This is a genomic window from bacterium, assembly GCA_036382775.1.
GTDB lineage: Bacteria > Hydrothermota > Tepidihabitantia > SM23-42 > JAOAFX01 > DASVHD01.
The window spans coordinates 1-13,880 of record DASVHD010000035.1 but is presented as its reverse complement, the minus strand read 5'-3'; the positions used below and the strand labels follow the sequence as shown (position 1 = coordinate 13,880).

13 protein-coding genes are annotated in these 13,880 nt (G+C 50.2%); 5 read left to right on the top strand and 8 right to left on the bottom strand.

Annotation, left to right across the window (positions count from 1 at the left end):
- Positions 1-8: 8 nt before the first annotated feature.
- The 4 genes from VF399_07715 to VF399_07700 all read right to left on the bottom strand — a co-directional run bounded on the left by VF399_07715 (position 9) and on the right by VF399_07700 (position 4,502).
- On the bottom strand, positions 9-1,364 hold the full coding sequence (locus tag VF399_07715; GenBank protein HEX7320226.1) for a radical SAM protein: 1,356 nt from the start codon (positions 1,362-1,364) through the stop codon (positions 9-11).
- The gene (locus VF399_07710) at positions 1,361-2,866 is read right to left on the bottom strand and encodes a hypothetical protein (GenBank protein HEX7320225.1); all 1,506 of its coding nucleotides are present in this window, start codon (positions 2,864-2,866) and stop codon (positions 1,361-1,363) included. Before VF399_07710 ends, VF399_07715 begins: the two co-directional genes overlap by 4 nt.
- Positions 2,867-3,028: 162 nt before the next feature.
- The gene (locus tag VF399_07705; GenBank protein ID HEX7320224.1) at positions 3,029-3,415 is read right to left on the bottom strand and encodes a hypothetical protein; all 387 of its coding nucleotides are present in this window, start codon (positions 3,413-3,415) and stop codon (positions 3,029-3,031) included.
- 160 nt (positions 3,416-3,575) lie between these two features.
- On the bottom strand, positions 3,576-4,502 hold the full coding sequence (locus VF399_07700) for a hypothetical protein (GenBank protein ID HEX7320223.1): 927 nt from the start codon (positions 4,500-4,502) through the stop codon (positions 3,576-3,578).
- A gap of 300 nt (positions 4,503-4,802) precedes the next feature.
- Between VF399_07700 and VF399_07695 the strand changes: the two genes are divergently transcribed.
- A complete protein-coding gene (locus VF399_07695; protein HEX7320222.1) occupies positions 4,803-5,510 on the top strand; it encodes a hypothetical protein in 708 nt (235 codons plus the stop codon).
- A 202-nt stretch (positions 5,511-5,712) separates the two neighbouring features.
- On the opposite strand, the gene VF399_07690 is transcribed toward VF399_07695, so the two are convergent.
- Positions 5,713-6,030 (bottom strand): helix-turn-helix domain-containing protein, encoded by a 318-nt coding sequence (locus tag VF399_07690; GenBank protein HEX7320221.1) that lies wholly within the window; start codon positions 6,028-6,030, stop codon positions 5,713-5,715.
- Positions 6,030-6,401, bottom strand: a complete 372-nt coding sequence (locus tag VF399_07685; protein HEX7320220.1) for a type II toxin-antitoxin system RelE/ParE family toxin — start codon at positions 6,399-6,401, stop codon at positions 6,030-6,032. The genes VF399_07690 and VF399_07685 overlap by 1 nt, the downstream gene beginning before the upstream one ends.
- Positions 6,402-6,889: 488 nt before the next feature.
- On the opposite strand from VF399_07685, the gene serS reads away from it, so the two are divergent.
- The 4 genes from serS (at position 6,890) to VF399_07665 (ending at position 11,283) form a co-directional block, all read left to right on the top strand.
- Positions 6,890-8,155: a serine--tRNA ligase gene (serS, locus tag VF399_07680; GenBank protein ID HEX7320219.1), complete on the top strand. Its 1,266-nt coding sequence runs from the start codon at positions 6,890-6,892 to the stop codon at positions 8,153-8,155.
- 128 nt (positions 8,156-8,283) lie between these two features.
- The gene (locus tag VF399_07675) at positions 8,284-8,607 is read left to right on the top strand and encodes a hypothetical protein (GenBank protein ID HEX7320218.1); all 324 of its coding nucleotides are present in this window, start codon (positions 8,284-8,286) and stop codon (positions 8,605-8,607) included.
- A gap of 209 nt (positions 8,608-8,816) precedes the next feature.
- Entirely contained in the window at positions 8,817-9,737 is a 921-nt protein-coding gene (locus tag VF399_07670; GenBank protein ID HEX7320217.1) for a DUF362 domain-containing protein, read from the top strand.
- 43 nt (positions 9,738-9,780) lie between these two features.
- Positions 9,781-11,283 carry a 4Fe-4S binding protein gene (locus tag VF399_07665; GenBank protein ID HEX7320216.1) on the top strand — a complete coding sequence of 501 codons (1,503 nt, stop codon included), beginning with the start codon at positions 9,781-9,783 and terminating at the stop codon, positions 11,281-11,283.
- 9 nt (positions 11,284-11,292) lie between these two features.
- Here the strand turns inward: VF399_07665 and VF399_07660 are convergent, their stop codons facing one another.
- Together VF399_07660 and VF399_07655 are read right to left on the bottom strand one after the other, a co-directional pair.
- Positions 11,293-12,213 carry an isoaspartyl peptidase/L-asparaginase gene (locus VF399_07660; protein HEX7320215.1) on the bottom strand — a complete coding sequence of 307 codons (921 nt, stop codon included), beginning with the start codon at positions 12,211-12,213 and terminating at the stop codon, positions 11,293-11,295.
- A partial coding sequence (locus tag VF399_07655; protein HEX7320214.1) for a clostripain-related cysteine peptidase occupies positions 12,210-13,880 on the bottom strand: 1,671 nt, incomplete at its 5' end. The genes VF399_07655 and VF399_07660, both read right to left, overlap by 4 nt.

Genomic DNA, 13,880 nt, shown 5'->3' with positions numbered 1-13,880 from the left:
GAGCATGATCATTGCGCAGTAGTCTGCGTGATGACCGACGCGCTGTTGTTCATTTTCCAATACAGGGGGCAGGCACCCTTGCAGATCGTGAACTTGTGGCAGCTCTTGCACTCGGCGGGCGCGTAATCGGCTTTCTTGAAATACGCGAGCATCGGCGATTCCCAGATACTTTTAAAGCTCCGCTTCAGGAGCGAACCCACGGGCTCCCGCCATGACGAACAAGGGAGCACGTTCCCCATCGGATCGATGCTCAGCAGTCCCGTGACCGCGGCGCATGATTTATTGCCAAGGCCGTGCGCGATGGAATTGAAGAAACACATGGGAACCGGCGAATACCACAGGAATTTCATTTTTTCGCGACCGGCCAGATCTTTGAGTTTTAGCACAATATCGCCGATCTCTTCGTATGGCACCCACAGGTCCTTCTTGGATGACGCGGTCCCGCACGGGATCAGCAAGTTCATGGAAAGACGTTCCAAGCCGATGCTTTTTGCCAGCATCAGTATCCTGTCAAGGTGTCCGATATTCGTTCTTGAGACCGTGGTATTGGTATGGACCGGGATTTCCGCGGCAAGGAGGTTGCTTATTCCTTTGATCGTAGCTTCGAACGAACCCTTGTGCCCGGTGATCATTTCATGGAGGTCCTGGTCCGGACCTTCAAGGCTTACCTGGGCGCTTGACAGGCCGGCTTGTTTCAATTCATTGACCACGACCTCGTTGAGCATGGTGCCGTTGGTGATCAGGTTTGTCCAGAGCCCGGTCTTTGACGCGTAGCGGACAAGATCGAAGATATCTTTGCGCAGCAGCGGTTCACCGCCCGTGAAGCTGACCGACGGGACCCGGGCTTCATTGTAGATCTTGAACAGGATCTTTTTCAGGTCCGAGGTCTGTAATTCGCGGCAATCACGTCTGCCAACGTAGCAAAATTCGCAATTCAGATTGCAGCGGTAGGTCACCGCGATCTCGGACAGCACCGGGTAGTCGTTGATGTCGCCGGTGAATTCATAGTAAGTTACGGCTTCACGCTTTTCATTGTCCCTCATGCATCCGCTGACCATAGAACGCAGGTCACAGAAAAAATAATGGATCTCGCGCCTCTTGGTTTCGGTGTTGCCGACCATGTCCAGCAGCTTGCTGATCGTGTTGCCCTTGAGCAGGTAATCAAGGATGGCAAAACCCGAACTGTTGAGACGGTGCGCCTGGTTGGGGATAAGGATCAGGAGCTTATCGACCTCGCGGACATAAACGTAAGGTTTTATTTTCCTGACAAACTCATCGATCCAATCCAACTGGAAGGTTTCTTGTGCCTTTGGTATCTGCATCCCTTCTTCACCGCTCCCTTTCACCTCTTCTTTATTTTTCACCTTGCTCCTCCGCTCACGCAGGCCGAGTGACAGGCTGAATGGCAGGCTGAGTGGCAAGCCGAATGGCAGGCCGAGTGACAGGCTGAATGGCAGGCGTCATGGCAGGCGGTGTGCACGTAACAGGCGCTGTGGCACGCGTCGGACTGGATAAAGTTCGAGTAATTCTTGATCGGCTCACCGTAGATCACGAAGGCGTTTTCCATCCGATCATAATATGCGCTGTTCCCGAACGGTCTTTGCCTGAGGTAATAATAGTATTCCTGGTTGTTATACTTTTCGTCGACCGGTTCTGGTTCGGACGCGCCGAATTTTTCGGTATAATATGCTTTCGTCGCATCCAGGTCGCAGTCCCAGGCTTTGGATGAAACGCTCTCCACGATCTGGGTGACTAGCGCTTTTAAGCCATCCTGGTCCAGCGTACCGTCGCTTTTCACGGCGTCCAGGAACGCTGATTCGTAATACCGCAGGTCTTTTGGTCTCTGCACGACCTCGATCTTCATCGGTTCAGTTGTTACGATCTTGATCGCGCCGGTTTCCTGGAGTTTTGACGAAAGGATGGTGAGGATCTTGTTCACCGGATAATCGAGGAGCAGGACCGCTTCCACGAGATCGAGCTTGGCGACCTTGCCTGATTTGCGGAAGCTGGCAACTTCGATCTTGGGCGGTATCCAGTCATCGCGCAGCCATTTCAGGGATGTGACCTCGGCGTATGCAGCCTTAATGGACCTGGCTTTCTTGTTGGAATAAAAAAGATAGGGGATCAAAGAAATAACCATATAGATCAGCTCAGTAGGTATGACGAATTTTCTCTCCCTTTCCAGCTGGATATTGACCTTGCCGAATTTTTCGGTATTGAAATATGAGGCTGGAACGTACTGCTGGATCAACATCTTTTCTTCGGTCTTTAAGTTGTTCTTGTGGATCCGGACCGTGAAGTATGATTCTCCCTTGTAATCCTGTTTCAGATAGGAAAGCAGGTATTTTTCGTTCATGAATTTTTCGGTTCTAAAACCGTAATCATCCGGGTTGATCGTACTGCGCGTCACCGGGATTGGGTAATAGACATAGACCGTGTAGTGCTCCAGTGGTTCATCCCACTGGGGCGGTGCCCAGTGCAGGACGACAAGGTCGCCGAACTCGCTCTTGGTCGTCCCGAGGTTTTTGCTCAGCCCCAGGTCGCCGCCGAAATGTATGATGAACGTCAGGTCACCGGGACCATAGCCGCGACCCTTAGCAAGGACGATGTCGTACTTACCGCCGCCCATGTCGCTGATCTCCAGGGGATATACGTTGTTGTACTCGTCGAAAGCGTACGAACCTTCGTAATCAAAGAACGGTTCGACCGAGACGCCCATGAGGTAAAACGCATGCATCTGTCCCGAGAACACTTCATAGCGGATCTTGTAAACAAAATCCGCGCGGCCATCCTGCGTCAGCGCGACATCGACCTCGACCCACTGGAGGTCAACTGAGAGAGATGCCAGGAACAAGAACAAAATCATGATTTATGTAAATCCTAAATTCGAAACCCTAAATCCTAAACAATATCTAAATCCTAATTTTCTAAACTTTCTTATTTTGTTAATTTTGGGTTTTAGATATTCGAATTTGTTTAGGATTTCGATATTAGTGCTTAGGATTTGATTCATGTCAGTGTATGAATCTTATTTCGATGCTTCCACCCTTGCTCTCAGCAGGTCAGCCTGGCTGCTAATAAAGCCAGCATAAGCCTGTTTGGCGTTGGACCAGCAGGTCTCGTCCGGGAAAGAACCGACTATGCCCTGCCATACAAGAATATAAACCTTCTCCAGGACTTCCTTGGCATTGCTCTTGCCGCATGATTCAAACTGCGCCACAACGGGCACGGGCAGAAAAACCGGGGTCGGTCCGGCCGTGACTTCGGTCTGCGCGCCCAGGAACTTTACTTCCAGCTCTTCGATTACGTCGAGGTGCACGCGGATCGCGTTAATGACCGAAGCAATAGAAAAGTCGGCCGTGGAGAATTTCATTATCAGTAAGTTGTTCTTTATTTCACCATAAGGCAGATTCATTATTCCTCCTTTCATGAGGGGAACACATTATATTGAAGCCTTAGGAATAATCAAGAGGATAAAAAAATCCCTCAACCGCGCCTAAAAAAATATCCTCCCCCTTTTAGGGGGAGGATAAAGGTGGGGGTGAAGTAACTCGCTTAAATTTCTCTGTTAGGTCTTATTCGGGTATATCAACCGGTGGCGCGTCAGCTGGTTCCTTAATGATATAGGGCAGGCCCCAGGCATGAGAATAATAGGTGGCGGTCGAATCGCCGAAAAGCGTCTGCCAACCCACAACATCGATCGCGCTGTGCCGGACCGCGGGCGTGGTAATGACCGAGTCATCCGCGATCACCCAGGTGCGGCTGAACGTCGTGGTATTGTCACGGAAGAACGGTTGGCGCCAATGATGTTTCAGGCCATGACCCGGTTTATGCCCGGCGCCGTGGTGCAGGAAAGCCCAGGTCGAATCGCCTACGGCGCTGCAGGTAACCGTGACCAGGACCGTATCACTGGGGTAGAAGGTCGGCAGTTCGTTTTTTGCAAAATAGGTTTCAGCGCTGTTGACGACAAAGGTATAATTACGCGAAGCAACGTGCGCGGTAACCTCGGTAATGGTAACGGGATTCGCCGTCCCCAGCGTGTACAGGTCAGCAACGGTCAAGCCGGCGATGTGCCATCCGCTTTCGTCCCGGTAGCATTTGACCTTTCTTATCACGGTATCGCTGATCGCCCGGTTCAGGACCGGACCCAGCGGGTCATTGATAACAAAGAAGCCGTAACCAGGTGGTGTGCCCTGAAAATAAGCGGTGATCGTGATATCCGCGCTGTCACCGTTGACGACGATGTCAAATTCGTGGGATACCGGCCGTTCGATCCAGCGCACCCACTTGGTGAAAAACGGGAACGTATCGGCCGAGATCCAAGGATTGCTGACCGAAGACGGCGAAGCCGTGCTGTCGTCCGCAGTCTGGACCGCGCCCTCGCCAACAAACCAGGAGTCTTCCAGCAGGGCCTGGATATCAGCCTCATCATTTCCCTTGCATCCGGTACTGACAATGCTGATCATTATTGTCAGAAAACCAAGCAATTTCAACACCTTCATGTATCCTCCTTTTGTTTTTGTTCCTCTCGTTTAATATGACGAAACCAAGTGCGTAAAAGGTTTAACACCAGATAGCGTACGATTGGATTATATGCAGGTAGATAATAATGTCAATAATGCCTGTGCCCCTGATTCTATTAAATTTTCTGTCATTCCCCGGTTTAAGCGGGGAATCCAGGCAAACTTGACAGGCAGTGCTTTATACGATATAATGCGATGTAAATTAGAAAGGAACAAGCCACCCTCTTCAATTGCTTGATGCAATGGATTTGTAGAGGGGAGTCTACTTGAGGAGGAAAAATGAATAACCTATCAGAACCTAGCGAAACAGAGAATCACCAACTACCTGACATAATAACTTTTCTTGAAGACTACAATGATTTTGCAGTAAAGGCAAGACCATTTATAATAAATGTAATTGCTGAAAGGCATCGGCAAACAGCAGATGTGGATGAAAAGAAACTTCTTCATACTCTTGCTTTGGAGCAATTCGGTTTTCTCATAGAAACTCTTAATGGATTTTTTGTTGCAGCCTCAACTAAAGGGGCAATTGACCTTTATGGCATTTTGGATAAATCACAGACAACATTGATTCAGAGAATTCAGCAAATAGATAATGCTCAATTTTTCAATGCACTTACTCATAATTTACGTGATGCTCCTAGAGAGATTTTGAATGAAATAAAGATCCATTTTGAAGAAATGACCGAATTCATGCGCAGTAATGCTGATGCCAATAAATATATAGAGGAGTTTACAGCAAAATTGCGGCATAAGTTCTTGGTGTACCGAGGGGATGATGATGATGTCCATGCTCTCTTGTCGCCAGAATGCGAAAAAGCATATTCGCAAAAAGATTTTATAAAAGCTTTACCACAATCTACAGAAGGATGGAAGGAGGATATGGATTGGATGGTTAGGAGGGCAGATGCAATTGAGAAATTTATTTGCAGCCTCATTGATACAATTATTTACAGGCTAAAGGAAAAAGAAGAGAAGAAGGATTAGAAAATCAACTCAGGCAGGGCATTCTGTCTATAATTGAAGCAGTGGATAATTTGAAATAGTCACGAATTGCGTTGTCAATTCTTATTTTCTATAATCGCACAACTTCACCCAATCGCCGTGTGTATCTCGGATATCCCAAAAACGCCAGCCGTTGACGGTTTTGCGGTCAACGATCGCCAGCGCCGCCGCGGTCGGCCCATTGTTAACTCGTTTGCCGAACTTTGTGTTGCCGTTTGGCGTTGGAGTTGCGGAGGCTGAAATCAACCTTCAGTTGAGTTCCCAACGCCTGTGCAATCTGTACAAGCTTCATCATGGTGAAGTTGACATCGGCACGCAGCATTCTGGTTATATAGGCACGTGAGGTACCGAGTTTTCGAGCTAATTCAGCGCGGCTGATCCCTTTGGTCTTCATGATCATTACAATTTCTTCAAGGAGGTCAAGCTTAAGTCCTTCAAAAATGAATTCAGCATCTTTTTCCAAACCTTCAAGGAATTTGTATTTCTCTAAATCGATGGCCATTATTCACTCCTTTGCTTTAAATATTGTGCTCTCATCTCTTTGGCTTTTTTAACCTCAATTTTCAATCTACTTCCAGGTTTGTCCGCACCATGCGTGCACACGACAACATTGTTTTTGTCAAAGAAACAGAAAATACGCGCACTACACGGATGATGGACCTTAAATACATATATACCATCACCTTCATGACGAAAAAGATCAGGGCCGTGAAGTATCCCCGTATCCGCCATGTGCTTCATTAAAGCTTTCATTTTTTTCTTGGAACGCTCATCCAACAATTCAAGATATTCGATTACTTGCGATCTTCCATCTTCGACCAACGCCACCACGGTTTTCTTAGCTCCTTTATAAAGTTCTTTTAAAGATAGCATGTTAACCTATAAGTTAACAATTGTCAAGAGGTAAGATATCTCGAAATATCATGTATTTTTGATGCGTAAATCGCTGGTTTTATAAGTTAATAGTAAAAAATGATAGAAAGACATATTTCTATTGAAACCTCCGTTCATTTATAGTTTCGCATACTATTCAATGTCCCGATATATTATTCTACTTTTTTGATGATGAATATTAGCCAATTCATGTGTCTTGTCAAGGATACGTGTTGAACCATTGTTAAATGTAGTGCTTACGCGAAGGGATAATCAAAGATGAGATTGCCGCGCAAAAGATCGCTCGCAATGACAAGATTATAGAATGGATTCCCGCTGGAGTTTACCCCGTACCCGATACGGGGCGGGAATGACGGGAGAAAAAATGAGATTGCCGCGCACAAGGATCGCTCGCAATGACGGGTTCACTGGGGGGAGAGCAAGGGATTTATTGACTTTGGAGTTTTTTGGCGTATACTCTGCTAATTATGATTGACCTGAAGACATTGCGCGAAGATCCTGACCTGTTGCGCGCTGCCATAAAGAACCGCGGGGACAAGATCGACCTGGAAGAAATAATCCAACTCGACGTGAAACGGCGCCAGGTCATCACGCGGATCGACAACCTGAGGAAGGACCGGAACGATATTTCCGAGGAAGTGGGAAAACTGAAAAAACAAGGCAAAGACGCTGCGGCTCTGATGGAAAAGGCCAAAAAGACCGGTGAAGAGATCAAACAAGCAGAGCAGGAATTCAAGGGCATTGAGGCCAAGTTCAATGAGCAGGTTTCTTTTCTGCCCAATATCCCGCACGCATCCGTGCCGGTCGGGCATGGCAGCGAATCCAATGTCGTTGTCCGGGGCTTGAAGGAACCGCCGAAATATGATTTTAAGCCGTTGCCGCACTGGGATATCGGCGAGGGGTTGGGCATATTGGACCAGAAAAGAGCCGTTAAATTATCCGGTTCTCGTTTTATTCTTTACACCGGTATCGGCGCCCAGCTGGAACGCGCGTTGATCAATTTTTTCCTGGACACGCACACGACCAAGCACGGTTACAAGGAAATAATGCCGCCGGTACTGAACAATACTGACAGTTTATACGGTACGGGCCAGCTGCCCCGGCTCGCGTCGGAAATGTACAAGTGCGAGGTCGATGATCTTTACCTCATACCCACAGCCGAGGTGCCGCTGACCAACATGCACCGCGAAGAAACGATCCCGGAAAAAGAACTGCCGATCTGCTACGTGGCATACACTCCCTGTTTCCGCCGTGAAGCCGGTTCCTACGGCAAGGAAGTGCGTGGTATCACCAGGGTCCACCAGTTCAACAAGGTCGAGCTCGTGAAATACACCACGGTGGAGACCGGGTATGACGAGTTCGAAAAATTGCTGGACGATGCCGAGGATATCGTGAAATTGCTCCAGCTGCCGTACCGGATATTGCTGCTCTGCACCGGTGACATGACCTCGGCTTCGGCCAAGACCTATGACATTGAAGTTTACGCGCCGGGCATGGGCGAATGGCTGGAAGTGTCGTCGGTTAGCTGTTACGAGCAGTACCAGGCGCGCCGCGCCGGTATCAGGTACCGTAAGACGACCGGCGGTTCGGATTTTGTTTATACCATAAACGGGTCGGGTCTTGCCACGCCCAGGGTTTTTATCGGCATCCTGGAACACTTTCAGACCAAAGACGGCAGGATCAAGATACCTGACGCGCTCCAGCCTTATATGAACCGGGAATATATTGAGTAAGTTGCACTACGCATTAAATTCTAAATCCGAAATCCTAAATTCCGCTTCGTGTCGAATCCTCACCATGAGACATAAACAAATCCAAAATTTTAAAACTCCAATATCAAAACTGAGGGAAAGAAATCACAATGCTTGATTACATCAGGAGTTGGCTGGCAGGCGTGCAGACAAAATATAACGTGAATCCGCTTGTTTTCGGCGCTATATATCTTATCAGCGTACCCTTTTTCTGGATTTCCATCTACAAGATCATCGCCGGATTGAAGAATAAAAAACTAAGCCAGGTCAGAACCTTTGCCGTGATCCTGGGGTTTGCGATCATCGCGCCGTTTTTTTACGTAGCGGCGTTCGGCCGCAACTTGCCGGTCTGGTTCTGGGCGTTTACCGTTGTGATAATAGGATACAGCGTATACTCCACGTTGTTCAGGCTCAGGGCAGGAAAGAAAAAATAATCAATTTCACCCTCCTCCCTTACTCCCTCTCCCTAACGGGACACCAGTTATCCCTCACTCCTACCCTCTCCCTTTCTAAGGGAGAGGAAAAAGGTGAGGGTTTAGTCTTTAATGTCGCCTACAAGGGAGGGGTATTTTGCATTAAACCAGCCTTGACATATATTGTCCAATTTGTATACTGTTCTTTATAATTATTGCAGGGAGTAATCATGAAAAAATACAGCCGACGGGATTTTCTTAAGATCAGCGCCAGCGCGGCTGCCCTGGCGATCCTGCCCAAGGTTTTTTTTGCCGCCAAAAAAGAGATCAAGAAAGGTCCGCTGGTCGGCGTAGCCAGAGGCAAACCGGCAAAACTGGTCAAAGCCGCGATCGATGCGATCGGTGGCATGGAAAAATTCGTGGCGCAGGGCAGCAGAGTACTGATTAAACCTAACATCGCCTTCGCTGCCAATGCCGAGAGCGGGGCTACGACCAGTGCCGATATCGTAAAGCAGGTAGTCGAGCTCTGTCTTAACGCCGGCGCCGCCACGATCGTGATCGGCGAGCATACGATCGCCAGCGCGGAACTATGCGCGAACAAGTCGAACATCCGTTCGGCGATCGTTGATGAAGAGAAAGTGAGTTTGCTGCTGTTCACGAAAAAGCGGCAGTTCACCGAGACCACGGTTGCGGCCGGCAAGGTTCTGACAACCGTGGAGATCGCCAGCGAATTACAGAAGGTCGATGTCATCATTAATCTACCGGTCGCGAAATCACACTCGGCGACCGGCGTGAGTCTCGGGATGAAAAACCTTATGGGTTTGATCTGGGACCGCAACTTTTTCCACTATACGGATCTTGACCAGACGATCGCCGAGCTTGCCACTGTGATAAAACCAGATCTGAACATCATCGATGCCACGCGGGTTCTGACCGATGGCGGCCCGGGCGGTCCGGGCGAGACCGCGGTCCTGAATACCGTGGTCGCCTCTACCGATATCGTCGCGGCTGATTCGTATGCGGTCGGCCTCACGCCCTGGTACGGCAAGTCTTTCAAGGGTACAGAAGTCAAGCATATTATCGCGGCTGCCGAGCTGGGCGTGGGTGAAATCGATACTGCCAGGATGGACATCAAAGAGATAAAGGTATAAAGAAAAAAGGCCTAGGTCTATGGGTTTGGAGGTTGGACAAAATTTGAAAGTCAAAAAACATCGGATCATACGATGGGCAGTTCAGCTGTTTTTTTTGGCGCTGTTCATTTTCTTTTTTATTCAAACCAGCTATATATCATTAATTAATTCACCGCAATTCTTTTTCAGTTTTGATCCTTTGATATTGGTCATAACCAGCATTGCCTTCCGCGCGGTCATCGCGGCATCTCTATTGTCGATCGTGATCCTTGTCGGCACGCTCGTTTTCGGCCGTTTCTACTGCGGCTTCGCGTGCCCTCTGGGCACGCTCATCGACCTTGCCGACCGATTGACCGGTGAACAACCGGCAGCGATTACGAGCCGGCAATTTGACGCTGTCAAATATCTTGTGCTTGTTTTTCTTGTTGTTACCGCAGTCCTGGGGAGTTCTTTTCTGCATTTCTTTGACCCGCTCGTTATTACTGAGCAAGCGCTGACCCTTATTGCATATCCGATCACAACGTTCTTTACTTCCGTAGTTAGTTCGGTGCAGCCCGCGGTTTTCCGGGAAGGCGTGATTACCCTGTTGAACCTGTTGGTGATACTGGGAGCAGGGTTTTTCGTGAAGCGCGCCTGGTGCCGGTTTGTCTGCCCCCTGGGTGGATTGCTGGGTCTGACCGCACGAGTGTCACTGTTCAAGGTGAAATTGATGGATAAATGCACGAAGTGCGGCGCGTGCGAAAGTGTCTGCCCGGTCAACGCGATCGACGCTCAGAATTTGAAGATTGACTCAGGCGAATGCATCGCCTGCCTGCGCTGCGTCTATACCTGCCAGGAAAAAAGTGCGCAATACGGTCTTAGGCTGCAGCCCGTCGGGTTCAGCGTGACCAGGCGTCAGGTTTTAGCCGCGGGTGTTGCCGGAATCGTATTGGTGCCTTTGAGCAGGACTCTTTTGTACGGCCGGCTTGAGGCTAGGCTGATCCGGCCGCCTGGCGCGGTCCCTGAACCCGAGTTCCTGAACGCCTGCGTGCGTTGCGCAACGTGCATGAAGGTCTGCCCGACGAACGGTTTGCAGCCATGCTTGTTTGAAGCCGGACTTGAGGGCTTATGGACACCGCGTTTGGTCCCGAGGATAGGCGGCTGCGAAAAAAATTGCAGCCGGTGTGGCCAGGTGTGCCCGACCTCAGCCATCCGGAAACTGAGCCTTGAGGAAAAAAGTTTTGCGCGGCTTGGGACCGCCGTGATCGACCGGTCACGTTGTATTGCCTGGGAACAAGATAAGGTCTGTTTGATCTGTGATGAAGCCTGCCAGTACAATGCCATAACCTCGCGCACCGAGACAATACAAGGCGTCAGGCTGACCAGGCCCTACGTGGACGAACGCATCTGCATGGGCTGCGGGATCTGCGAATCGCGGTGCCCGTTAGATGGACGCTCAGCGATCGAAGTGTATTCGATGGGAGAGGAAAGGAAACGCACGCAATTCTACGTTACACCGGAAAAAAGGCGGCTGCGGGACAGCACGCTGATCAAGGATGATATACCATCCGGCTTTATACTCAAATGAGTTAAACCGCTATTTCCGGAACGTCTTTAAACCACCGCCCTTTATATAAGCCCATGACATGCCACCGGTATTGTGCACGCACAGGATCCCGCCTTTTGCATCCAGTCCGACGACCCCGCATCGGCAGCCCACTTTGTTCGCATAAGCGATGATATTACGGCCTGCCGCGGCCGCGGGCCTGCGGCTCATCGCCTGCACGGCGCGGAACGCGATGAGATGCTGCATTATCGATTCGCCGTGGCCGGTCGCCGACGCACCGCCGCGTTCGTCCGCGTAGGTGCCACCGCCGATCACAGGCGTGTCGCCGACACGTCCGGGCAGATGCAGCGAAATGCCGCCTGTCGATGTGCCGACCGCTATCATGCCGCTTTTGTCGAGCGCCACCACGCCGACCGTGCCGTAGAGCTCGGCGATCTCGTTCAGCCTGGTAAAATAACTGCTCACGCCTTTTGCCGATGGCAGTTTGCGTTTGACCGTAAAATCAAGTTTAGCACGCTGCCTGGACCATGTGGCTTTGCGCTCCCTGGTCACGGGATTGTAGTACTTGATGCCCATCAGCCGGGCAAAGCGCAAGGCTCCTTCCCCGCATAAGAGCAGGTGGTCGGTTTTTTCCATGACCAGCCGCGCGATCTTCACCGGATAGCGGACATTCCTGATGGCTGCGACCGCGCCGAATTTGAGATCGCTGGTCATGACCGACGCGTCCATCTCGATCTCGCCGGTCAGACTGAGAGTGGAACCGGTTCCGGCGTTGAAAATGCGCGAATCTTCCATACTCATGACCGACGTTGTCACGGCGTCCAACGCTGAACCGCCGTTCTTCAATATCCCGTAGCCGATCTTGAGCGCTTTAACCAGCCCCTGTTCACGGCGCTCGGCAAAGCTTAGGCCGCCGGCGCCGCCATCCGCGATGATCACTGGTTCTGTCATGTTTGCCTCGCTATTTTACCGATCCTGGTAAATGTTTTATCATGCAGGACAATGAAATAAAGTCCGGCGCTGACCGGATGACCGTTAAGGTCGGTGCCATCCCATGATATCTGCTTGTTATGGATCGCATCATAACCGAATTGCCTGACCAAGCGGCCGCTTACGGATAATATTTTCACGACCGGCTGCAGTGAATCGGGATAATCCAGCACAATGGCGCATTCATCTTGGAAAGGATTTGGTATCGAGTATGGCGCCGCGTATTCTTCAATCGAAAAATGATAAAAAGCGCTGAGGTCGCCGGTATTTCCGTATGCATCGCAGGGCCGGACTGCTGCCAGGTAATCGCCTTTTAGTTCGTTGAAAACGAAGATCGTCGTGTCGATAAGACCAGAGCGCAGTTGGCGGCTATCGATCAATTCCTGGATCGTGATATCGTCGATATAGCACCCGCCGTTATTTGTGCTGGCATTTGTGTGGTACTCGATATCTATCGGATATGTTCCCGCAGGCAGGAGGATACGGCGGTCTATCCAGCCGTTCGAACTGCCATAATAAGATTCTGCCGGACCGGTACCGAAGCGGATGATGATCGAATCCTTCATGTCTTCGGTTCGATATTTCATATAAAGGCTGAGTAATCCCGCGCCAGGCAACTCGATCAGCTGTCTTGTCGTCATGCTTGATGCCAGGTTGCTGGCGTTGCCCGAAAAGAACGAGAAAGAGCCTGAATGAGCCGTATCAGGATTGAGCGTGAAGCCGTCAAGCTGCCACTGCGATGTGTCTTCGGCGTCATCTTGAAAAATGGACACGGTGTCGGTCATCAGCATTGCCGTATAAATAACATCGGCAAGGTCATAAGAATCATACCAGGATGATCGGTAATTATTGCCGGTGACCGCAATACTGGTGATGGACGTAGGTTCTGGCCTGATATCGTCCTGGTCATAGAACCAGTTAAGGAAACTCTGCCATTGCGACTGGTTCCAGGTAAGCGGGCGGTAGTAAGAATACAGCTGCTTGAACTGTTCGTAATACAGCGGGAACCAGATATCAAGTCCCGAGATGCCGGCATATTGAGCCCCCCAATATTCGGACCGCAGGATGATTTTGGCATAGACTTCATGTAGGTCATTGATTTGCGGTCGGCAAAATGCCGCATTGTTCAAACCATTCAGTAGATCACCATAATCGACAATATCGTCGTCCGGGCTGGGCGTAGAACCGATGAACGGGATCGTCTGGACCGCGTCCCTGACGTTAATGATATTTCCAGCGGGGCGGCCGTATTTGCATGTTTCATATAACGCCGCGGTCTTTTTCGTAAGATCATCGATGTATTCCAGGTCAATTGCGGACATCGAAGCGGGCTGGATCGATCCGTAGCGGTCCGCGCAAAACTCGACGATCGCTGCGGCCACGGTCTTTTCATTGTCGCCGGCGTGGTTGGATACGGACTGAAGCAAAATATCATATGGAAAACCCGCGATCGGCCAGTTGGTTTGGGCAGCGACCATGACCTTAGCGTGATCCATTACTTCACGGGCGACCTCAACCTGCTGCATCAAGCAGGCATCGAACGCGATGATGTTGATCTTCTTGCCGGTAGCCTCGTACGCGTCTTGCAGCGCCTGGCGCAGGTCTCCATTAGCAATGGACATCTGAGC